The organism is Streptomyces sp. NBC_00986 (assembly GCF_045162565.1).
GTDB lineage: Bacteria > Actinomycetota > Actinomycetes > Streptomycetales > Streptomycetaceae > Streptomyces.
The window spans coordinates 4,553,118-4,575,403 of record NZ_CP108733.1; the positions used below are offsets into that span (position 1 = coordinate 4,553,118).

Genomic DNA, 22,286 nt, shown 5'->3' on the forward strand with positions numbered 1-22,286 from the left:
GACAGGGGCAGCTCTCTGACGTCGGCGGGCCGTCCGGCACCCGGTGCGTCGCCCCGGAGAGGGGCGGGAGCACCGGGTGCCGGACGGACTGCGGTTACTTGACGAACAGGCGTCGCGGGTCGACGCCGCCGATGACGTCGTCGTAGACGAGTCCGCCGACCTTGGAGCCGGCGATCTGGGTCTGCTTGTAGTACGCGGTCGGGACGACGTTGACGACGTCCTTCACGATGTACTGGTCGAGCTTCTCCCACTCGGCCGCGGCCTTGACCGGGTCGGTGATCTTGTTGATGCGGTCGATCTCGCTGTTGACCTTGGGGTCGTTGATCTGCGAGTAGTTCTGCGCACCGTCGGCGATCACGCGTCCGTCGTAGAGCGGCGGGATGACGGTCGAGGCGGACGGCCAGTCGGCGCCCCACGCGGTGTGGAAGATGTCGTAGTTGTTGTCCAGCTTGGAGACCTGGTCGTAGTAGGTCTCGGCCGGGATCTCCTGGCGCTGGACGTTGAAGCCGGCCTTCTTCAGGCCTGCCGCCATGGCGGTGGAGTACTGCTGGCCCTCGGGGGTGTTGGTGTAGCCGAAGGTGAGCTTCATGCCGAGCTTGCCGGCCTTCTTCAGCAGCGCCTTGGCCTTGACCGGGTCACCGGCGGGCTTCTTCTTCTTGCCGAACGGGTCGAACGTGGGGTCGTAGCCGGAGACGGTCGGGCTGATCAGACCGCCGGCGACCTCCATCGCGTCGGTGCCGCCGAAGGCGCGGACGAACGGGGTGATGGGCAGCGCGTAGGCGATGGCCTCACGGACCGTCTTGTCCTTCATGGCCGGGTGGCTCATGTTGATGTTCATCTGTCCCACGTACGGCTGGTAGCCGGAGATCGTGCGGGACTTCATCTTCGGGTCCTTGAGCACGCTGGACAGGTTGCCCGCGTCGACCTGGTTGCTGAGGCTCACACCGGTCTGGTCCGCGCCGCTGTCCGCGAGGAGCGCCTTCGTCGACGTCTCGAACTGCTGGTTGAACGTGAAGTTGAACTGGTCCACGTACTGGTGACGGATCGGGTCCGTCTTCGGGTCCCAGTTGGTGTTCTTCACGAGCACCATCGACTTGCCGGACTTGAACGACTGGATCTTGTAAGGACCGGTCACCACCGGGGTCTTGTCGTACTTCGCCTGGGTGTCGCCCTTGGCGGACACGACCGAGTAGCCGGCCATGGCGAGCGCGTACGGCAGGTCCGAGTGCGGTGTCTTGAAGTGGAAGATGATGGTCTTCGCGTCCGGCGTCTCCAGGACGCTGCTCGGCAGGTGCTTGCCCTTGTACGGGCCGTCCGGCAGCAGCTTGCGGTAGTCGGCGCCGGAGGTGTTGGCCAGCCACTGCTGGAGGTAGGACGGGCCCTGGTTGATGAAGGGCGCGAAGAGCCGCTCGACGGTCTGGCGTATGTCCTTGGACGTGATCGGCGTGCCGTCCTGGAACTTGATGCCGTCCTTGAGCGTGTACTTCCAGGTCTTGCCGCCGTCCGTGGTGGTACCGGAGTCGGTGGCGAGGTCGCCGACGACCTCGTGCGACTTGCCGTCGGTGCTGGTCGCCTTGTAACCGGTCAGGCCTCGGTGGATCAGCTGCGACAGGGCCATCTCGTCGGAGACGTAGATCTGGCCCGGGTCGAGGTGGGCGAAGCTGTCACGCTGGAGGACCTCCATCGTGCCGCCCGACTTGGCGCCGGCCACGGCCGCGGCCGGTCCGGTGGAGTCCGCGGTGTCGCCGAACTTGATCGACTTCTGCTGTCTTGCCGCGTTCTCCTTGTCCTGCTTGTTGTTGTCGCTCGCGTCGCTGCCGCCCTTGCTGCAACCGGTGAGCACAAGAGCCCCGGCCGCGAGCACGGAGAGCGCGGCGTATACGTGGCGTCCGCCCCTACTCATCACTCAGTTTCCACCCATCTGTGTGTCACCAGTGCACAAAGGAATTCCCGTGCTGGATCGCCGTGCTGGATCGCTGTGCTGTGTTGCCGTGCGGTATCCGGGCGAGGACGCCCACCAACGGACGGTCAGCGTGCCGTCTTGGGATCGAAGGCGTCCCGGACCGAGTCCCCGAGCAGGTTGAAGGCCACGATGAAGATGATCATCGAGACACCCGGGAAGAACATGTAGGTGATGTCGTTCTGCATCACGAGTTCGGTGGACGCCTTGGAGAACATCTGTCCCCAGTCCGGCGTCGGTTCGACGATGCCCACACCCAGGTAGGACAGTCCGGCCTCGGCGGTCACGAAGCCGGGAAGCATGTACGTGGACTGCACCAGGATCGGCGTGACCACGTTCGGCAGGATCTCCTTGCTGATGATCCGCCAGGGCGAGGCCCCGCTGACCTTCGCCGCCTCGATGAACTCCCGTTCGCGCAGCGCCAGACTGGTGCCGCGCAGGATACGGGCGAGGCTCATCCAGCCCAGGAACCACTGCACCGCGATGAGGGCCACGACACGGACGTACGTCGGTGTCTCGTCGGTCGGGCTCACGAAGAGCGACACGACGACCGGCATGCTGGCGATGAAGAACAGCTGGGAGGGGAAGGCCAGCAGGAAGTCGATGACCCGGCTGATGAAGTAGTCGGACTTGCCGCCGAGGTAGCCGGCCGCGACGCCGAGCAGGATGCCGGTGAGGACGGTCGCGATCGTCACGCAGATGGAGATCATCAGCGAGGTGCGGATGCCGTAGAGGAGCTTGGTGAACACGTCGTAGCCGTTGCCCGGTTCGAGGCCGAACCAGAACTGGCTGCTGATCCCGCCGTTGGGCTGCAGCGGGACGCCCGCGCTGTCGAAGAGCTCGGGGCGTTCGTCCGCGTACACGGTGTACGGGTCCTTGCCGTACAGCTTGGAGATCAGTGGTGCGAGGAGCCCGACGAGGAAGAAGAAGGCCACGACGTAGGCCGAGATCACGCCGGTGCGGTCGCGCTTGAAGCGGATCCACATCAGCTGGCCGGGCGACCGGCCCTCCATCTTCTTGGCCTCGGGCTCCGCCTGCGGCCCTGGTTCGCCGTCGACGACGACCGAGGTTCCGCCGCCCTCAATGTCGATAGGACTTGTCACTGTTCGCCCATTTCACAGGTGTGGGTGTGCCGAGCGGGCGACCGGCGCAGGGTGTGCGCGGTCACCGGCCGGAGCTAGGAAAGAGGTCCGGAGCGTCCCGGTGCGGCGGGAGATCCCGCAGCCGGACGCGCGTAGTTGAACGGCGGCACTAGACCGCCGGCCGACTCCTCAGAGCCAATCTCCGTATGGGCGGGCGAAGTTGCTACTGACGGACGGCGTGTCCCACCTGGCGTTCGTGACACCACGCATGGGGCTCCTCCTCATGACTCCACGTGTTCACCAACAGGAGGGGGTTCACGTCTTTCCTCCGCCACCCCTGGCGGAGGGTCAGACACCCCCTGGTGCTCGCGAGTCGGCGCCGTCCCCACGGCGCGGTGACCCATTGACCCGAGCGCTACGCGGCTAACTATCTGCCATGTGCCAGGTGCCGACCACTGTCTTTAAATCTCAATTCAGTCACAGCTCACCCGTACATCTTCCAAAACATGGACAAACTGTTCGATGCGAGAAGGCCACGAAACGGACTTGTTACATGGGTATCGGGCGAGGATCTCCGCATTACGGACAGACCGTCCCGGGGAGCAGGGCGAAAATCAGTTGCAAAAAGCCCGGGCACCCCCAAGATGGGGGCACCCGGGCTCAGTTGGCCGGTAACAGCGCCTCGAACGCCTGCGATCGTATGCGTCAGCCGTGCTTGGCGCGGCTCGCGGAGCGGCCGCGCTCCTTCTGGTCGAGGACGACCTTGCGGATGCGAACGGCCTCCGGGGTCACCTCGACGCACTCGTCGTCGCGGCAGAACTCCAGGGACTGCTCCAGGGAGAGCTTGCGCGGCGGCACGATCGCCTCGAACGAGTCGGCGGCGGCCGAGCGCATGTTGGTGAGCTTCTTCTCCTTGGTGATGTTCACGTCCATGTCGTCGGCGCGCGAGTTCTCGCCGACGATCATGCCCTCGTACACCTCGGTGCCGGGGTCGGTGAACAGCACACCGCGCTCCTGGAGGTTCGTCATCGCGAACGCGGTGACGGCGCCCGCGCGGTCGGCGACCAGCGAACCGTTGTTACGGGTCGTCAGCACGCCGAACCACGGCTCGTGGCCCTCGTGGATGGAGTGGGCGATGCCCGTGCCGCGCGTACCGGTCAGGAACTCGGTACGGAAGCCGATGAGACCGCGGGACGGGACGACGAACTCCAGGCGGACCCAACCGGAGCCGTGGTTGGACATGTTGTCCATCCGGCCCTTGCGGACACCCATGAGCTGCGTGACCGCGCCCATGTGCTCCTCGGGCACGTCGATCGTCATGCGCTCGACGGGCTCGTACGTCTTGCCCTCGACCTGCTGGGTGACGACCTGCGGCTTGCCGATGGTCAGCTCGAAGCCCTCGCGGCGCATCTGCTCGACCAGGATGGCCAGCGCCAGCTCACCGCGGCCCTGCACCTCCCAGGCGTCGGGGCGCTCGGTGTCCAGGACGCGCAGCGAGACGTTACCGATCAGCTCGCGGTCCAGGCGGTCCTTGACCTGACGGGCGGTCACCTTGCGGTCCTTGACGGCCGCCTTCGCGGAGGCGCCCTTGCCGGTGCCGCCGCGGCCGACCAGCGGCGAGGTGTTCGTACCGATGGTCATGGAGATCGCCGGCTCGTCGACCGTGATGAGCGGCAGCGCGATCGGGTTCTCGGGGTCGGCGAGGGTCTCGCCGATCATGATGTCCGGGATACCGGCCACGGCGCAGATGTCACCGGGGCCCGCCATCTCGGCCGGCTTGCGGGTGAGCGCCTCGGTCATCAGCAGCTCGGTGATGCGCACGTTGGACATCGTGCCGTCGCGCTTGATCCACGTGACGGTCTGGCCCTTGCGCAGCTCGCCCTGCTCGACGCGGAGCAGCGCGATACGGCCGAGGAAGTTGTCGGCGTCCAGGTTGGTGACGTGCGCCTGGAGGGGGGCGGCCTCGTCGAACTGCGGGGCCGGGACGTGCGACAGGATCGTGGAGAAGAAGGGCTCCAGGTTGTCGCTGTCCTGCGGGACCGTGCCGTTCTCCGGCTTGGTCAGCGAGGCCACGCCGTCACGCGCACACGCGTAGACGATGGGGAACTCGATCTGCTCCTCGTCCGCGTCCAGGTCCAGGAACAGGTCGTAGGTCTCGTTGACGACCTCGTCGATCCGGGAGTCGGGGCGGTCCGTCTTGTTGATGCACAGGATGACGGGCAGGCGCTGCTGGAGCGCCTTGCGCAGCACGAAGCGGGTCTGGGGCAGCGGGCCCTCGGACGCGTCGACGAGCAGCACCACCGCGTCCACCATCGACAGACCGCGCTCGACCTCGCCACCGAAGTCGGCGTGGCCCGGGGTGTCGATGATGTTGATGGTGATGACGTCGCCGCCATCCTTCGGGTGGTACTTCACGGCCGTGTTCTTGGCCAGGATCGTGATGCCCTTCTCACGCTCCAGATCGTTCGAGTCCATCATTCGGTCGTCGAGCGATTCGGCGGCGTGCGCGGCGAAGGCACCGGCCTGCTTCAGCATGGCGTCGACGAGGGTCGTCTTCCCGTGGTCGACGTGGGCGACGATGGCGACGTTGCGGATGTCGTGGCGCGTGGCCATATTGCGGCGAACTCCCGGAGAGTGAGGAAGGCCTGCGCGTACGTCTGTGTTACGCGGACCCTGCCGGGCTGGACACGCCACGGCCTTACCCCATCGTACGTGGCGTACGGGGACGGGGCCTCCGCAGGGCCTTACGGGTGGCGGCGGGAGGGGTCGGACGCCCGTCACGGCATGGGACCCGGCGGGGCACAGTTTCGCGGCGGCGACCTTGGCCGGGGCGCCCTCGGAGGGCTCGGAGCAGGGCAGGAACCCGCCGCCGAACGTGTCCCAGGTGTGTACGTGGCCGTGCACCGGCGGGTTCAGTCCGCAGCTATAAGTGAAGTCGGCCTCAACCATGTCGATCGACTCCCAGGTGTAGTACGGCTGCCGGGATCCGCCGATCTCGTTGAAGAGATCCGTCTCCTCGCCCCCGGCCCTCTCGGAGGGTCCGGCGAGCGGCTCGTCCGTCTTCAGGTGGGAACCCAGGGCCTTGATCACCCGGGCGGGGCCGACCCCCTCGGGCGGACGGGTCACGGTGGGGCGGTAGACGGTGCCGGAGACGTGTTCGATGACACCCTGGTACCCGCCGTCGGCGTACGTGATCCGGTCGGGCAGCCCGGTCAGCCGCTCGACGTGCCGGATGCCGGACCAGGCGTACGTCCCGTGCGCGCAGATCGTGGCCGCGTCGGCGGACAGCCGGCTCTCACCCGCCGTGACACCACACCCCGCCGAACCCGCACCCAGCAACACCACGGCCACCGCCGCTCCCCAGCCCCGCATGTCCCACCCCCGTACGACGACCGCCGCCCCGCATGTTGCTGCGGGACGGCGGCCGTGCTCGTCATGTGCGGGTGATGCCAATCCCTCAGTCCTTGGTCGGGCTCGCCGAGGGGTGGGCGCCCTTCTTCAGGAAGCCCATGTCCTCGTAGACCGGGGTCTGGAAGCCGAAGGAGCCGGCGTTGACGACGGTCCTGCGGGCGGCCGTGAGCTGGGGGCGCTGGTAGAGGGGGATCGAGCCGGCCGCCGCCCAGATGCGGGCGTCGGCCTTGCGGACCAGGGCGGCGGACTCGTCCTGGTCGAGGGTCGAGGCGGCCTGGTCGAAGAGCTGGTCGACCTGGTCGGTGCCGACGCGGGTGTAGTTCTGCTCGACGTTCAGGGAGCCGTCCGCGGCCGGGACCGGCTTGGCGAAGATCGGGCGGGCGTCGGTGGCGGGGTAGGCGGACGCGGGCCAGGAGTAGAGGGCGAGGTCGTACTGGCCGGACGCGATGTGGTCCTTGAAGTAGCTGTCGTCGGAGACCTTGGTGATCTCCGTGCGGATGCCGACCTTCTCCAGCATCCGGGAGATGCTGTCGGCGACCGCGCTCAGCGACTCCGAACCGGTACCGGAGGGGAGCACGAAGCGGAGGGTGAGCGGCTTGCCGTCCTTGGCGAGCGGCCCGGTCTTCGCGCCCGCCGGGGCGGCCGTGCCCTTGGGGGCGTACGCGCCGGGCGCGCCGCCCTGCTTCACCTTGCGGCCGTCGTACTGCTTGCCGTCGGCGAGGTGCTTGGAGCCCTCGTCGCCGCCGCGCCCGGAAGCCTTGTCGTGCTTCTTGGTGTGGTCCTGCGGGTCCTTGTTGTCCTCGCCGACGATGTACTGCCCGTCGGAACCGCCCTCGGACTCGGCATCGTCGTCGGACTTCTTGCCCTTCTTGCTCTCGGAACCGGCCGCCTTCTCGCCCTTGTCCTTGAGCGGACCGCCGGGCACCCAGCCGGCGTCGGCGAGCAGCGCCTGCGCCTCCGCGGTGTCGTGGTCGCCGAGCGCGCCGCTGTTGTCGGCGTACGCGGCCTGCCCGGAGAGCGCGAGGTGGCTGCCGACCGGCACGGCGGGCAGGCCCAGCGGCTTGAGGACGACCTTCGCCAGCTCGGTGCGGTCGAGCGCGCGGGCCACCGCACGCCGGACGCGCTCGTCGGCGAGGGGGCCCTCGGAGCCGTTGAGGGCGAGCTGCGTGTACGCGGGTTCGAGGGAGCGGCGGACGGTGAAGGCGCGCAACTCGTCCTGCTGGCGCAGGTACTTGGCGAGCGCCTTGCGCTCCTTCTTGCTGAGCTTCTTCTTCTGCCGGCTCTCGTTCTTGTTCTCGTCCTTGCCCGTCGGGCTCGCGCCCTGGAGCGGGGTGCTCGTCCCCTTCGCACGGCCCGCGAGCGAGATACGGCTCGCGTCGGCGGGGTCGATCTCGGCCAGGTCGACCGTGCCGTCGGCGAGCGCGGCGGCCCGCTTGTCGAGCGGTACGGCGTGCAGCACGAGCTGGGAGAGCTTCGCGGGCCGGCCCCACCAGTGCGGGTTGCGGGCGAGGACGATCTCCTTGTCCTTGCGGTCGACCTTCTGCAGGGAGAACGCCCCGGCGGTGACCTTCAGCTTGCGGCGCGCGCCGTCGTTGAAGGCGTCCGGGGTGCCCATGACGTCCTTGGGGTACAGCGGCGAGAACAGCGCCTTCCAGTCGGCGTACGGCCTGCTGAAGGTGACCTTGACCTCGAGGTTGTTGGCGCCGCGCTCGATCTTCTCGATGCGGTCGTAACCGGCGTTGCGCGCGGTCCAGTACGCGGAGTCCTTGCCGGACAGGGCGCGCCACTGGGCGGCGAAGTCGGCGGCGCCGATCTCGCGGCCGTCGCTCCACACCGCCTGCTGGTCCAGCTTGTAGAGGACGACCTGCTTGGGCTCGGTGTCGACGACCTTCGCGGACTCCAGGTAGTCGGCGTCGCGCTGCGGGCGGCCCTGCGCGTCGAGCCGGAACATCGCGGGCAGGACGGCCTGGGCGACGCGGGTGGTGGCGTCGTCGGCGTCCGACTGGAAGGTGTTGAGGGTCTCGGGTACGTCGTCGACGGCCCAGTTCAGGGTGCCGCCGTCGGCGACCAGGTCACGGCCGACCGGCGCGATGTCCTGTCCGGCCAGCGGCTTGCCCGATTCGTCCTCGGAACTGCACGCCGCGAGGGTGGTCACCGCGAGCGCGCCCGCGGTGAGGAAGACGACCGAGCGCATGACCGCGCGCAGTCTGACGCCGTCGTGGGACATCACTGCTACCTCCGGTAGACCGCGGGACTTCTGATCACGTTTGGGCGTATATGGAGCTGATCAGATCTTTGCGGCCACTGAAGAGGAAACGGTTCGGCCATGAAGGGCGACACGGCGAGGGGCGCCGGGAAGCCCACCCGTGCGGCGCAATGTTCGAATCTGCCCCCGTACACACCAACGCACCCCGGCCAATCCGTGCACACCGCTTCCCACCGGTAGGTGTGACGCGCAACACTCGCAGGCGCATGAACGTTGCCGTCCAGGGCCGACGCCCGCGGAAGTGAGGTCACGTCATGTCCGTGCACGACGAACTGACGTCAGTCCAGCGCTGTCTCGACGACCTGTTCAGGTCGGTGGGACGACTGGAGAACCAATTCGGCAGCGGCGGCCTGGAGATGCGCAGGGTCAAGGCCGACGCCGACCGGCTGCGCGAGAGCGTCGCGCTGCTGCGAGACGCCGCACCAGGGATCGAGCGCCCCCGGCGCCCCGATCTCGTCTCCATCCCCGACACCCCCTACGACAACACCCTGTGGACGGACTCGGACGACGAAGGACTCGGCGCCCACGACCGCCACGCACCCTGAACCGACCGGAGTCCTGACTTGGCCACTGGTACGGAACCCCAACCGAAGAGCGGCGGCGTACACACCGGTACGCGCGCCGCGATCGACGCCCCGCATCTGCGGACCGACCGCTGGTGGCTGGCCCCGGCCGTCACCGCCGCCGGACTGCTGGCCTTCGTCGTCTACTCGACCTGGCGGGCCTTCGCGGACTCGAACTACTACTCGGCGCCCTATGTCTCGCCGTTCTACTCGCCCTGTCTGGCCGACCGCTGCAGAACCATGCACGCGGGCCCGAACGCCGACCTCTTCGGGAGCTGGTGGGGCATCTCCCCCGCCATCATCATCCTGATCTTCCCGCTCGGCTTCCGGCTGACCTGCTACTACTACCGCAAGGCCTACTACCGGGGCTTCTGGGCCTCGCCCCCGGCCTGCGCGGTGGCCGAGCCGCACAAGAAGTACAGCGGTGAGACCCGCTTCCCGCTGATCCTGCAGAACGTCCACCGGTACTTCTTCTACGCGGCGCTCCTGGTGGCGGGCACGCTGACGTACGACACCGTGCTGACCTTCCGCGACGAGCACTACCACTGGGGCCACATGGGCCTGGGCACCCTCGTCTTCGTGGCCAACATCGTGCTGATCTGGGCGTACACCCTGTCCTGCCACTCCTGCCGCCACATCGTCGGCGGCAAGCTCAAGCACTTCTCCAGGCATCCCGTGCGCTACAAGGCGTGGAAGTTCGTCGGGAAGCTGAACAACCGTCACATGCAGCTGGCCTGGGCGTCGTTGATCAGCGTCGCGGCTGCCGACTTCTACGTGTACCTGGTCGCCTCCGGCGCTTTCAACGATCCGAGGTTCTTCTGATGTCCGTGGTCGAGCGACAGGAGTGGGACGTCGTCGTGGTCGGTGCCGGTGGCGCCGGTCTGCGGGCCGCCATCGAGGCGCGCGAGCGCGGTGCCCGTACGGCGGTGATCTGCAAGTCACTGTTCGGCAAGGCCCATACGGTGATGGCCGAGGGCGGCATCGCGGCGGCGATGGGCAACGTCAACTCCCACGACAGCTGGCAGGTCCACTTCCGCGACACCCTGCGCGGCGGCAAGTTCCTCAACCAGTGGCGCATGTCGGAGCTGCACGCGAAGGAAGCCCCGGACCGGGTCTGGGAGTTGGAGACCTGGGGCGCCCTCTTCGACCGCACGAAGGACGGCAGGATCTCCCAGCGCAACTTCGGCGGCCACGAGTACCCGCGCCTCGCCCACGTCGGCGACCGTACGGGACTTGAGCTGATCCGCACGCTCCAGCAGAAGATCGTGTCGCTCCAGCAGGAGGACTACAAAGAGACCGGCGACTACGAGTCCCGTCTGAAGGTCTATCAGGAGTGCACGGTCACACGGGTGTTGAAGGACACTGCAGCCATTGGCGGCTCCGCCGCGGGCCGGGTGTCCGGAGTCTTCGCCTACGAGCGCGAGACCGGCCGCTTCATGGTCCTCGAAGCCCCCTCCGTGGTGATCGCGACCGGCGGGATCGGCAAGTCCTTCAAGGTGACGTCGAATTCGTGGGAGTACACGGGCGACGGCCACGCGCTGGCGCTGCTGGCGGGCGCGCCCCTCCTCAACATGGAGTTCGTGCAGTTCCACCCGACGGGCATGGTCTGGCCGCCGTCCGTGAAGGGCATCCTCGTCACCGAGTCGGTGCGCGGCGACGGCGGGGTGCTGCGCAACTCCGAGGGCAAGCGGTTCATGTTCGACTACATCCCCGACGTCTTCAAGGAGAAGTACGCCGAGTCGGAGGCCGAGGGCGACCGCTGGTACGAGGACCCCGACACCAACCGCCGTCCCCCCGAACTGCTCCCCCGCGACGAGGTCGCCCGCGCCATCAACTCCGAGGTGAAGGCGGGCCGCGGCTCACCGCACGGCGGGGTCTTCCTGGACGTGTCGACGCGTATGCCGGCGGAGGTGATCCGGCGCCGACTCCCGTCCATGTACCACCAGTTCAAGGAGTTGGCCGACGTCGACATCACCGCGGAGGCGATGGAGGTCGGGCCGACCTGTCACTACGTGATGGGCGGGATCGCGGTCGAGTCGGACACCGCGGCGGCACGCGGAGTGGAGGGGCTGTTCGCGGCCGGTGAGGTGGCCGGCGGCATGCACGGCTCCAACCGGCTCGGCGGCAACTCCCTGTCCGACCTGCTGGTGTTCGGCCGCCGGGCGGGCTGGCACGCGGCGGACCACGCGGCCGACCTGGCGGACAGCCGCCCGCTCGTGGACGACACGGAGGTCGACCTGGCGGCGGCGGAGGCACTGCGCCCCTTCTCGGCGGAGGGCCCTGAACCCGGTCAAGAGAACGGACGCCCGCCCGAGAACCCGTACACCCTCCACCAGGAACTCCAGCAGACCATGAACGACCTCGTCGGCATCATCCGCCGCGAGGGCGAGATGGAACAGGCGCTGGAGAAGCTCGCCGACCTTCGAGTACGGGCCCGCCGCGCGGGAGTCGAGGGCCACAGGCAGTTCAACCCCGGCTGGCATCTCTCGCTGGACCTGCGGAACATGCTGCTGGTCAGCGAGTGCGTGGCCCGGGCCGCGCTGGAGCGCACCGAGTCGCGCGGCGGGCACACCCGCGAGGACCACCCCGGTATGAACCGCGACTGGCGCCGCATCAACCTGATCTGCCAACTGACCAACCCCAATGGCGGGTTGGCGGCAACGGACCCGGTGTCCGGCCAGATCACCCTGGCCCGCGAGACGACCGACCCCATCCGCGCCGACCTGCTCGCCCTCTTCGAGAAGGAAGAGCTGGTCAAGTACCTCGCCGAAGAGGAGCTCTACGAGTGAGCAGCTACGAGGCCCGCTTCAAGGTGTGGCGGGGGGACGTCGAGGGCGGCGGCCTGGAGGACTACGAGGTCGAGGTCAACGACGGCGAGGTGATCCTCGACATCATCCACCGCATCCAGGCCACCCAGGCCTCCGACCTCGCCGTGCGCTGGAACTGCAAGGCGGGCAAGTGCGGTTCGTGCTCGGCGGAGATCAACGGCCGCCCCCGGCTGATGTGCATGACCCGCATGTCGGTGTTCACCCGCGAGGAGACGATCACGGTCACGCCTCTCCGTGCCTTCCCCGTGATCCGCGACCTGGTCACGGACGTCGGCTTCAACTACCAGAAGGCCAGGGAGGTTCCGGCGTTCGTACCGCCGGAGGGTGTCGCGCCCGGCGAGTACCGGATGATGCAGGAGGACGTCGACCGCTCGCAGGAGTTCCGCAAGTGCATCGAGTGCTTCCTGTGCCAGGACACCTGTCACGTCGTCCGCGACCACGAGGAGAACAAGACGGCGTTCGCCGGTCCCCGATTCCTCATGCGGGTCGCGGAGTTGGACATGCACCCGCTGGACGCGGCGGCCGAGAGCGGCCTCGACCGCAAGAAGACCGCCCAGGACGAACACGGCCTCGGCTACTGCAACATCACCAAATGCTGCACCGAGGTCTGCCCCGAGGGCATCCACATCACGGACAACGCGCTGATTCCCTTGAAGGAACGGGCAGTTGACCGCAAGTACGACCCGCTGGTGTGGCTGGGGTCGAAGATCAGGAGGCGTTCTTCCTAGGCTTCGCGGGCCTCGCGGCGACCTGCTGGACGACGATCCCGACGATCGCCACGCACATGCCGGCCACCGCGAGGGGCCCGAGCGAGTCCGGGCTGGAGTAGGGGCCGAAGTAGATCAACCCGGCCAGGCCCGCGTCGCTGACCAGGATGCCGTAGCCCCACAACCGGGGGCGCGCGATGCGGTTCCGGCGGACGAGCGGGGTCCAGCCGCGCGTGATCGCCCCGGCGCCGACACCGGCGAGAACGGTGATCAGCAGCGCGGAGACGCCCATTTCGACGCCACTCATGTCCGCTCCACGAAGGACAGCGCCTGCCGGAGGTTGTGTTCCGCGATGCCGCGCATGAACTCCGGGTCGTGGAAGTCCCCGACGTCCAGGAGGCGTAGGGGGCCGGCCACGAGGGAGAGGTGCATCGCCAGGCGGTAGAGGCGCAGCCGGTCCTCGTCCAGGCCCTCGGTGCGCAGCGGGTCGTAGTGGGGGCCGAAGCGCAGGCGGAGGAAGGCGTGTTCCCACTCGGCGTCGAAGTACATGAGGCCCTCGATGTCGACGAGGGCGAGGTCTCCGTCGAGGGTCACGCGGACGTGGTCGGGGCCGAGTTCGCCGTGGATGAGGGTGGGAGGCTCGGTGCGGGGTCGGACCTGGGCGGCCAACATCCGTATCGCATCGGCCAGTTGGGGGTGAGCGGCTGCTGCTCGCGGGTCACGGGCCGGTAGTTCGTCGAGGTCGCTCAGGGCTCGTTCGGCTACGACCGTCTCGCACGAACCGCCGTACGAGGAACCGCCGTTGTCCACGACCGCGACCTTCCCGAAGCGCGGGCCCGTGCAGGCGTGCAGGGTGTCGAGGAGGGCCGCCGTCCGCTCCAGCGACTCCGCCTTCGACTTCGGTACGGCGGCCTTGTCGTCGTCCAGCAGGTCCTCCAGGGTGCCGCCCGGGAGGTCCTCGACGATCGCCACGTCCGCCGGGAGGTGGGCGTGCGTTGGGTCGGCGTGGAGGAGTCGGGGGGCGCGGACGCCGGCTGCGGCGAGGCGGTGCGCCGCCGCGATGAAGAGGGTGAGGCCGGAGGCGTGGGAGAAGGGGTCGCGGGGGTCGCCGGGGCCCGCGTCCCAGAGGTCCTCGTCCGGGGACCAGACGTAGGCCACGGCGGTCGAACCGCCCTGGAAGGCGAGGCGGTAGACGCCCTTCTTCGAACCGCCGCGGAGGCGGGTCACGTCGTTCAGGGTGTGGCCGAGGGCGTGGGCGAACGGGGCCAGGTCGGTGCGGGTGAGGGTCTTGCGGGTGGTGGTCACGGGAACGCGGGGCGCTGCGCGCGCCACTGCAGCACACTGCCGAGGACGATCAGGATGAACGCCATCGCCGCGCCCGCGTCGCCCACGGCCAGGGAACCTGCCCACCAGCGCAGGGAGATCCCCGTTGCCATGCCCAGTGCGAAGACCAGCTGCCCGTATCCCCACAACTCCGGCCGTACGACTCGGCCTTGAACCGTCGGCAGCATCCGGCCGGTCGTCACCGCGACGACTCCGCTCAAGGCCATCAGCAGACAGGCCGCCACGGCCAGTCCCGTCCACACCATCGTCCACCCCCATCAGACGTGGCAGATCATCGCATCCTCGACTGTGAACCGCGCTGTGTTTTCAGGGCACTTGAGCCTGCGCTCAACGCACCCAGCCCTCCCGGTACGCCGTCCAGTCCGCCTCCGTCGCCGCGAAGTCGACGTACAGGGCGACACCGAAGTTCGGACGGTCCGCGTCCGTGCGGGACAGGCCGAGGCGTACGCCGCGTACGGCGGCGGGGACGGTCTCGGCGGCGCCGCGGTGGCCGAAGCGGTTCTCGTGGAAGAAGGGCAGGCCCATGAGGAGGTCGGTGGAGTCCGGAGTGACCTCCAGGGCGAGCGAGGTCTGCTGGGCGACGTAGCCGCCGTAGAGGCTCTGCAGGGGTTGCATCGTGTCGTACGACATGACGGCGATCTGGTCGACGCGGCGGGCGACCTGGCCGAAGTACGCCTGCGACCACCACTTGGGGTGGTTGGTGACGGTGCCCCAGAAGGAGTGGAAGGCGGGGAGCGGGTCGATCTGGTGGGCGGCGACGGAGAGTTGGGCGTGGTTGGCCCGGGTGACCTCGTGGAGTCTCTCGAGGAGGTCGAGGTAGTTCGCGTCGCCCGAGTGGAGGGGTTCCAGGTCGAAGTGGGCGCCCTCGAAGCCGGCGGCGAGGATCTGGCGGGTCGAGGTGACGATGGCGGTACGGGTCGCGGGGTTCTGCAGGCGCAGGCCGTCCGGACTCTCGGTGGCGAGCTTGTCACCCAGCCAGGCCTGTACCCGGACCCCGGGCAGCTCCCTGTGCACCGACTCGATCAACCACGCCGCCTTGGGGTAGTCCGACTCCGGGAGGGTGCCGTCGTGCTCCAGGGGGCCCGAATGGACGTACAGGTCCCGGATACCGGTGCTTTTCAGCCGCCGGGCCAGTGCTGCCATGTCCGCGTCGGTCTTACGCCCGTCCACCCACGCATGCCCCAGCCAGATCGCGTCCTGCCCCCGGGTGTACGTGCCGTCGGCGATCTCACCGGCGTAATTCACGCGCAGGGCGATCTCGGCACCGAGGGCAGGCAGCAACAGGGCAAGCACCAGCGCGACGAGGCTCCGCCGAACCCACTTGGTTTTCCCACCCCGCCCACCCGTGCTGCTTTCGTCGTCGGGTGCGGGTGGCCCTTGTGGGGGTACGCCACCGTCGGCAACCTCGGGCGGACCGGTCGCCGCAAGCCCGCCGTTCGCTTCGCTCCCGCCGCGCTCCCCGATCTCCGGTTCCCCGGGCTCCGGACCAACTGGAACGTCCCGGTCCCGGTCCCCGTCCGCCGGACCAATCTCCGCCTCCCGCCCCCCGTACTCCAGACCCGCAGACAGGTCTCCCCCACGTATCTCCGGATCCGGATCACCCGCACCCACCGGCACACCTCCCCCATCAATCCCCAGCTCAGCCGACGCAGCCGTCTCCCCGGCCTCCGACCCACCCTCCGCTCCCCCTTCCCCTTCCCCCACACCCACTCGCCCCGAGCCCATCCCCGACTCCGCCCCCGAACCCCCTGCACGCCCCATCCCCGCGCCGCCCCTCCCCATAGCCGAACACCTCGTACCTCATCCACCCCCACGCCTCACCCCAGGCCCACCCCGGTCGCGCGTCCGCAATCCTGCTCATACGCTCCGAAATGTGACGTCATCCTTGATACGCGGCCGGCCGCGGCGCGGGAGCTCCCACATATCCGTGCGGGTGGGGCATGCCGTGCTGGGTGGGGCGGTCGGGGTCGTGTGGCTGGTGTTGCCGGTGATGACGATCAATGCGGAGGTTCCGGTTGCGACCGCCCGGGGCGGGCCCGTCGCCGGTGCGGGTGGACACGGGCAGCAAGAGGCTGACGAGGGCTCCGGCGCCGACCTCGTCCTCCCCCTCGTCGCCGTCGGCGGAGCAGCCGTACTCGCGGGGTACGGGTATGTGCGGCGCACCCGTAGGGCCCGTACCCGTACGACTCCCGGGGTCGGGGTCGTGTCACCCCGACCCCCCGTCACCCCACTCCCCGTGCTCGAACGCCAGGCCGGTGCCGCCCTCGTCCAGGCCGACGACTGCCTGCGCACCAGCCGTGAGGAACTCGCCTTCGCCGAGGCCCGGTTCGGGGCGGCGGCCGTCGAACCGTTCGTACGGGCCCTGCGGGACGCCGAGCGCGAGCTCTCCGCCGCCTTCGCGATACGCCTGCGCTACGACCGGGGCGTCCCGGAACCGGAAGAAGAAACCGCCCGGCGGCAGGCCCTCGCCGGCATCGTCGGACGGTGTGCCGAGGCCGGGCGGCGGTTGGATGCCGAAGCACCCGCCTTCGATCAACTCCGGGCGTTGGAGCAGGAGATGAACGAAGCGCTCGGCATCGCGGAGGCCCGGTTCCGCGAACTGGCCGCCCGTACAGGGGGCGTGGACGCCACCCTCGCCGGCCTGCACGCCCGTTACTCGGCACCCGCTGCCGCGACCGCGACCACCACCACCGTCACCGGGTACGTCGAACAGGCCAAGGACCGGCTCGTGTTCGCCACCACCCACCTCAACCAGGCCCGCCAGGCAGCCGACCTGGGACACACCGGCGAGGCCATACGCTCCCTCCGCTCCGCCGAGGGCGCCATCAGTCAGGCCGACGCCCTCCTGAACGACGTCGACCGGCTCGCCGACTCCCTCGCCGCCGCAACGGAGTTGGTGCCCGCCACACTCACCGGCGCGGAAGCCGACATCGCCAGGGCGACAACGGCCGAGTCACCGACAGGGCCGCTCCACACCCGCCTCGCCCACGCCCACACCACCCTCGCCGCCGTACGGGAAGAACTCACCGGCGGCCGCCCCTACGACCACGACCCCCTCGACGCCCTGCGCCGCATCGTCCAGGCCATGCTGCCGCTGGGCGGGACGCGGGACGGCGTCCTCGGTGCAGCCGCGTGGCTCGTCGGGCGGAGCGACATCGGCTCGGCGGACGGTTTCGTGGCGACGCACCGGGGTGCCGTGGGCGTGGAAGCCCGGACCCGGCTCGCCGAAGCGGAGCTGCTGCTCACCACCGACCCCGCCGCAGCCGACGAACCCGCGCTGGAGGCCCGGGAGTTGGCCGAGCAGGACGTCCGTGTGCACGGGAACCCGTACGCCGGTGCCGCCGACGAGCGCACGAGCGGGGTCGGCGGGGCGGTCCTCGGCGGGATCCTCCTCGGCGAGGACCCGGACGGCGGCCCACCCCTCACCTTCGGCGGACCGGCCACACGGAAGCGCCGCGTCCCTCCGCCGACGTAGAACTCCGCAGCCGGTATGGGCAGTTGGCAGGTATCGGCGGCCATCGCGGCAGGCCGGCACAGCACCCGGCCGCCCCGGAACAGCCGAAGCCGTCCAGGCAGCCGGATCGATCAGAACCCGCGCAGTCGTCGGAGCCGTCAGAACAGGCTCAGCAACGCCTCCGCCGGATCCACCAAGCCGTTCTCCCCGTCCGGCAACGGCAGTTCGAACCACACCGTCTTGCCGCGTGGCGTCCGGCGTGAGCCCCATGCCGCCGACAGGAGGCCGACGAGTTGGAGGCCCCGGCCGCCCTCGTCCGTGTCGCGGGCTCGGCGGCGGCGCGGTTGGACCAGGCCCGCGTCCCAGACCTCGCAGACCAGGGTGCGGTCCAGCAGGAGACGGAGCCGGATCTCGCCCTCGCCGTACCGCAGCGCGTTCGTCACCAGTTCGCTGACCAGCAACTCGGCCGTGTCGATGAGGGGTTCGAGGTCCCAGGACTGGAGACGGGCGCGGGCGTACTCACGGGCGCGGCCCACGCTGCGGGGTTCGCGCGGCAGCGTCCAGTCGCCGACCGAGTCGGCCGGCAGGCCCTGGACGCGGGCCATGAGGAGCGCGATGTCGTCCTCGCCGTGGTGGGTGTCGAGGGTGCTGAGGACGTGGTCGCAGACGTCCTCCAGGTCGCGGTGGGTCTCCGCGTTCAGGGCCGCCTTGGCGTGGGGGTGGTCGTCGGACGAGTTGCGCGTCGCCGGGTCGGTCAGCGCGCCCACGAACGCCTGGAGGCCCTCGTCCAGCGGGTGGTCGCGGGATTCGACCAGTCCATCCGTGTAGAGCGCCAGCAGTGCGCCCTCGGGGAGTTCGACCTCCACCTCCTCGAAGGGCTCGCCGCCTACCCCCAGGGGCATGCCGGGCGGGACGTCGAGCATCAGCGCGGCCTCGCCCGGTTCCACCAGGACCGGCGGGAGATGGCCCGCGTTGGCGAACGTGCAGCGCCTGGTCACCGAGTCGTAGACCGCGTAGATACAGGTGGCCAGATACACCTCTGCGAGGTCCGCCTCGCGGGGGCGGCGGGCCGCCCTCGTCGCCTGCTGGACTCCGCCGGGGGTGCCCAGGCCCCGGGCGATCTCGTCCAACGCCGAGAGGACTTCGGCCGGTTCGAGGTCCAGGAGGGCCAATGTGCGGACGGCCGTGCGGAGTTCGCCCATCGCCACCGCCGCGCGTAGACCTCGCCCCATCACGTCTCCCACCACCAACGCGGTGCGGTGGCCGGGGAGTTCGATGACGTCGAACCAGTCGCCGCCGACCTCCGTCGCCGCGTTCCCGGGCAGGTAGCGGCAGGCGATGTCGAGGCCGGAGGCCTCCGGGTCGCCGGGCGGGAGGAGGGACCGCTGCAGTATCAACGCCCGTTCGTGCTCGCGCCGGTACAGCCGCGCGTTGTCGATACAGACGGCGGCCCGCGCCGCCAGCTCCACCGCGAGATCCCGGTCCCGGTCCCCGAACGGCTCGCTGCCCTTCGTACGGGCGAACTGCGCGAGTCCTACGACGGTGTCGTGGGCGACCATCGGAACGGCCAGCGTGGACTGGACCGGGCCGCCCTCCTCGGCGGGGACGTACTGCGGGCGGGCGGTGCGCAGGGCGTCCGCGCAGGGCGAGTTGAAGGGGTAGTGGTGGACCGCGCCCACGGCCACGGGTGCGCCGCCGCCCACGAAGGGGGCGTCGGAGACCGCGCTGGCGAAGGCGACCCGGCGGAGTTCCGCGCTGCCGTCGGCGCGGCCCGGCGGGGTCTCGTCGCCGGCCAGGAGTCCCTGGTAGAGGTCGACGGTCGCGAGGTCGCAGAAGCCGGGGACGACGACGTCGAGGAGTTCGCGGGCCGTGGTCTCCAGGTCGAGGGAGTTCCCGATGCGGGCGCCGGCCTCGTTCAGAAGGGCGAGATTGCGCCGCGCGGAGGCGGCTTCGCGGGCGGCGGCGCGGCGGGCGGTGACGTCGGTGCCGAGCCAGGCGATGCCGATGGGGCGGCCGCTTCCGCTGTGCACGCGGTAGAGGTTGATGGACCAGTGGCGGCGCTCCTCGGAGCCCGGCACGAGGCCGGTGACATGCATGTCCGTGATGGAGTTGCCGGTCTCCAGGACGCGGCGCAGGGTCGCGGTGACCCGCTCGGCCTCGGGGCTCTGCAGATAGTCCTGGACGCCCCGGCCGCGGTGGTCCTCGGGGCTGCCGCCGAAGGTGTTGGCGATCTGCTGGTTGGCCCGCCGGACCCGCAGGTCGGGGTCGATCAGCAGGAACCCGAACGGAGATTGACCGAATATCGACTGCGAGGCGGCGAGATCGGTCTCGATACGACGCAGGATGCGGACGTCGACGACGATGCAGACGGCGGCCCGCTCGCCCTCCTCGGTCCGCGTCGGCATCACATAGACCTCGGCGAGACCCTCCTTGCCCGGCTCACCGTCCGCGGTCCCCGGCACCTTGAAGGGGACCACTCCGGTCCACTCCCGGCCGTCCAGGATCTCGGCCATCTTCCGCTGGCCGCGCTCGTGCAGTTCGGGGTCGACGAACGCCTCGATGGGATCCATGCCCACCGCGCGCTCCGTGGGGATGCCGAACAGTTGCTCGGCCCGCAGGCTCCACTGGTCGACGAGCCCGTCGGGGCCTATGGAGAAGGAGGCGACCTTGATGTAGTCGTAGATCGAACCGGGTGGGCTGCTCTGCCACATGGCGTCGCCGACGGTCATCGCGTCACCGCCGGGCACACCCGACATGACGTCGGCGGCGGACACTCCGTCGCCTCCGGGCACGTCGAGGTAACCCGCGGCCTCAGCCCTCGCGCGGTCCGACGGGTCCTCGGACTCCGTGGCCTTCGCTGGTATCTCGCTCACGCGAACCGTCCCCTCCAGCTCACCGCGTCCGGCACCGGTCACCGGGGGCGGCTGCCCGCAGTATCCAGCACTACGGCGCCGCACAACACGGTGTTCACGATCACAGGACAATCCCGATGCATTTCGGACCTGCCTGCGACAACACTCCCAGTCTTCTAACCAGCGGACACGTGGTCGAACCACGCCGATCGACAACCGTCACAGGCCTGAACCAGTCGATGGACACGACTGTCCGGTCCGTACAGCTGTGTTCGGCCCGGATTCACCCGGGTACGGCCAGCTCGAACCACACGGTCTTGCCCGTCCCGCCGGGCCGGGTGCCCCAGCGGACGCAGGCGCCGGCGACGAGTTGGAGACCCCGGCCGCTCTCGTCCTCGGGGCGGGCGACGCGCTCGCGGGGCGGGTCGGGCAGCGGGTCGGAGACCTCGACCAGCAGCACACCGGCCGGGCCGACGGGCCGGACCAGCCGGACGCCGATGGGGCCGGTGGCGTGCCGCAGCGCGTTGGTCACCAACTCGCTGACCAGGAGCGCCGCGATGTCGGCGAGGGTGTCGAGGTCCCAGTCCCGCAACTGGCCGCGGACGGCGGTGCGTGCGGTGCGGACGGCTCCGGGGTCCGCGGGAAAGGTCCACTCGGCGCAGTCGCCTTCGGTGTCGATCAAGCCGATCACATCCCGGGCCAGCCAGCTCACCCATGTCCGATTTCATGGGGTTAATGGGCACATACCCGATATTCAGGGCCCGGTACCGTCCCCGAGGGCGCACTGTGGCACGAACGGCGTACGCCGAGTTCGGCGCGCGCCACCGTCTCGGCCTACGACGACTTCAGCGCGCCCCCGCATCGAGCAGCGCGAGCGTCTCCCGTACGGCGGGCACGTCCTGGTCGAGCCAGTCGACGGTCCAGATGTCGGCGGGGGCGAGCCAGCGCAGTTCGTCGTGGTCCTCGAGCGGCTCGGGCTCCGCCGAACCAGGAAGCAGCCTGGCTGTCCAGACCTGGAGGACGTACGGCGGCTTCAGCGGCCACTCGCCCGGGACGCGCGTGACGGTCTCGGCGTCGACGCCGAGTTCCTCGCGCAACTCGCGCACCAGCGCGGCATCGGGGCGCTCGCCGGGTTCGACCTTGCCGCCGGGGAGTTCCCAGCGCCCGGCCAGTTCAGGGGGTGCGCTGCGGCGCGCGGCGAGCAGTCGGCCGCCGTCGAACAGGGCGGCTCCGACCACCACGATCCGTGTCGTCATGCGCCGGAGCCTACGGGGTGCGGGGGCGCGGTCAATTGCGGGTGGCGTCCTCGCTCTGCCCGATCCGCTCGACCCAGTACAGCTGCTTGTGTCCGCGGTCGTCGAGGCTGTCCGCGATCTTCTGGGCCTCGGCGCGGGTCGCGTACCGCCCCACGCGGTAGCGATTGCCGTTGTCGTCCTGCCGTATCACGAGCCAGGGAAGAGTGATCGTGCCGTCGTTCATCGCCATCGCGCCCCTCCGCCTCCTGCTCGCGGTTCGTGCCGTGCCCCACCCCATAAGGAAACCGCAATCCGCATATGCCGGAGCCTACGCCTAACCTTCACGCAGCGAATACGGGTTTTCACAAAGAGGTACGCAACCAGCCAGGACGGAGGGGGCGCACGATGACGAACGCGCCGCTGGCGCACCTCGATGCATCCGGTGAGAGGCACGCTACAGGCGCGGTGAACGACCTGCGAGAAAGACCGGAATCCAACGGCGCCCGGGGCAGGGCGGATTGACCGGTTCCGGCGACAAATGCCGCAAGGGGTGGACTACTTCACACGAAGCGCACTACTCAGTG

General features: G+C 69.4%; 17 protein-coding genes. 5 read left to right on the top strand and 12 right to left on the bottom strand.

The window, feature by feature from the left end:
* Nucleotides 1-94: 94 nt before the first annotated feature.
* From OG504_RS19630 to OG504_RS19645, 4 genes are all read right to left on the bottom strand, one after another.
* Nucleotides 95-1,903 carry an ABC transporter substrate-binding protein gene (locus tag OG504_RS19630; RefSeq protein WP_405990972.1) on the bottom strand — a complete coding sequence of 603 codons (1,809 nt, stop codon included), beginning with the start codon at nucleotides 1,901-1,903 and terminating at the stop codon, nucleotides 95-97.
* 125 nt (nucleotides 1,904-2,028) lie between these two features.
* A complete protein-coding gene (locus OG504_RS19635) occupies nucleotides 2,029-3,063 on the bottom strand; it encodes an ABC transporter permease (RefSeq protein ID WP_405990973.1) in 1,035 nt (344 codons plus the stop codon).
* 684 nt (nucleotides 3,064-3,747) lie between these two features.
* A complete protein-coding gene (typA, locus tag OG504_RS19640) occupies nucleotides 3,748-5,655 on the bottom strand; it encodes a translational GTPase TypA (RefSeq protein ID WP_405996377.1) in 1,908 nt (635 codons plus the stop codon).
* 844 nt (nucleotides 5,656-6,499) lie between these two features.
* On the bottom strand, nucleotides 6,500-8,680 hold the full coding sequence (locus OG504_RS19645; protein WP_405990974.1) for an ABC transporter family substrate-binding protein: 2,181 nt from the start codon (nucleotides 8,678-8,680) through the stop codon (nucleotides 6,500-6,502).
* Between the two features lie 293 nt (nucleotides 8,681-8,973).
* Here OG504_RS19645 and OG504_RS19650 point away from each other — a divergent pair, with 293 nt between their 5' ends.
* From OG504_RS19650 to OG504_RS19665, 4 genes are read left to right on the top strand one after another with little or no spacing between them, the layout of a single operon-like run.
* Nucleotides 8,974-9,264: a hypothetical protein gene (locus tag OG504_RS19650; protein ID WP_019058435.1), complete on the top strand. Its 291-nt coding sequence runs from the start codon at nucleotides 8,974-8,976 to the stop codon at nucleotides 9,262-9,264.
* A gap of 18 nt (nucleotides 9,265-9,282) precedes the next feature.
* Nucleotides 9,283-10,104, top strand: a complete 822-nt coding sequence (locus tag OG504_RS19655; protein WP_033287170.1) for a hypothetical protein — start codon at nucleotides 9,283-9,285, stop codon at nucleotides 10,102-10,104.
* Nucleotides 10,104-12,071 (top strand): fumarate reductase/succinate dehydrogenase flavoprotein subunit, encoded by a 1,968-nt coding sequence (locus OG504_RS19660; protein ID WP_405990975.1) that lies wholly within the window; start codon nucleotides 10,104-10,106, stop codon nucleotides 12,069-12,071. The genes OG504_RS19655 and OG504_RS19660 overlap by 1 nt, the downstream gene beginning before the upstream one ends.
* A complete protein-coding gene (locus OG504_RS19665) occupies nucleotides 12,068-12,838 on the top strand; it encodes a succinate dehydrogenase/fumarate reductase iron-sulfur subunit (RefSeq protein ID WP_405990976.1) in 771 nt (256 codons plus the stop codon). The genes OG504_RS19660 and OG504_RS19665 overlap by 4 nt, the downstream gene beginning before the upstream one ends.
* On the opposite strand, the gene OG504_RS19670 is transcribed toward OG504_RS19665, so the two are convergent.
* The 4 genes from OG504_RS19670 to OG504_RS19685 form a co-directional block, all read right to left on the bottom strand.
* Nucleotides 12,819-13,124: a hypothetical protein gene (locus tag OG504_RS19670; protein ID WP_405990977.1), complete on the bottom strand. Its 306-nt coding sequence runs from the start codon at nucleotides 13,122-13,124 to the stop codon at nucleotides 12,819-12,821. The two genes, OG504_RS19665 and OG504_RS19670, sit on opposite strands and share 20 nt — an antisense overlap.
* Nucleotides 13,121-14,122: a phosphotransferase family protein gene (locus OG504_RS19675; protein ID WP_405990978.1), complete on the bottom strand. Its 1,002-nt coding sequence runs from the start codon at nucleotides 14,120-14,122 to the stop codon at nucleotides 13,121-13,123. Before OG504_RS19675 ends, OG504_RS19670 begins: the two co-directional genes overlap by 4 nt.
* A complete protein-coding gene (locus tag OG504_RS19680; RefSeq protein ID WP_405990979.1) occupies nucleotides 14,119-14,406 on the bottom strand; it encodes a hypothetical protein in 288 nt (95 codons plus the stop codon). Before OG504_RS19680 ends, OG504_RS19675 begins: the two co-directional genes overlap by 4 nt.
* Nucleotides 14,407-14,488: 82 nt before the next feature.
* Complete coding sequence (locus OG504_RS19685; RefSeq protein ID WP_405996378.1) at nucleotides 14,489-15,718, bottom strand: hypothetical protein; 1,230 nt, start codon at nucleotides 15,716-15,718, stop codon at nucleotides 14,489-14,491.
* A 433-nt stretch (nucleotides 15,719-16,151) separates the two neighbouring features.
* Between OG504_RS19685 and OG504_RS19690 the strand changes: the two genes are divergently transcribed.
* Complete coding sequence (locus tag OG504_RS19690; RefSeq protein ID WP_405996379.1) at nucleotides 16,152-17,636, top strand: hypothetical protein; 1,485 nt, start codon at nucleotides 16,152-16,154, stop codon at nucleotides 17,634-17,636.
* Nucleotides 17,637-17,773: 137 nt separating this feature from the next.
* On the opposite strand, the gene OG504_RS19695 is transcribed toward OG504_RS19690, so the two are convergent.
* The 4 genes from OG504_RS19695 to OG504_RS19710 all read right to left on the bottom strand — a co-directional run bounded on the left by OG504_RS19695 (nucleotide 17,774) and on the right by OG504_RS19710 (nucleotide 21,946).
* Nucleotides 17,774-20,488: a SpoIIE family protein phosphatase gene (locus tag OG504_RS19695; protein ID WP_405990980.1), complete on the bottom strand. Its 2,715-nt coding sequence runs from the start codon at nucleotides 20,486-20,488 to the stop codon at nucleotides 17,774-17,776.
* A 262-nt stretch (nucleotides 20,489-20,750) separates the two neighbouring features.
* Nucleotides 20,751-21,158, bottom strand: coding sequence for an ATP-binding protein (locus OG504_RS19700; protein WP_405996380.1), 408 nt, complete (start codon nucleotides 21,156-21,158; stop codon nucleotides 20,751-20,753).
* Between the two features lie 154 nt (nucleotides 21,159-21,312).
* Nucleotides 21,313-21,723 carry a (deoxy)nucleoside triphosphate pyrophosphohydrolase gene (locus OG504_RS19705; protein WP_405990981.1) on the bottom strand — a complete coding sequence of 137 codons (411 nt, stop codon included), beginning with the start codon at nucleotides 21,721-21,723 and terminating at the stop codon, nucleotides 21,313-21,315.
* A gap of 31 nt (nucleotides 21,724-21,754) precedes the next feature.
* Nucleotides 21,755-21,946, bottom strand: a complete 192-nt coding sequence (locus tag OG504_RS19710; protein WP_033286475.1) for an SPOR domain-containing protein — start codon at nucleotides 21,944-21,946, stop codon at nucleotides 21,755-21,757.
* Nucleotides 21,947-22,286 lie beyond the last annotated feature (340 nt).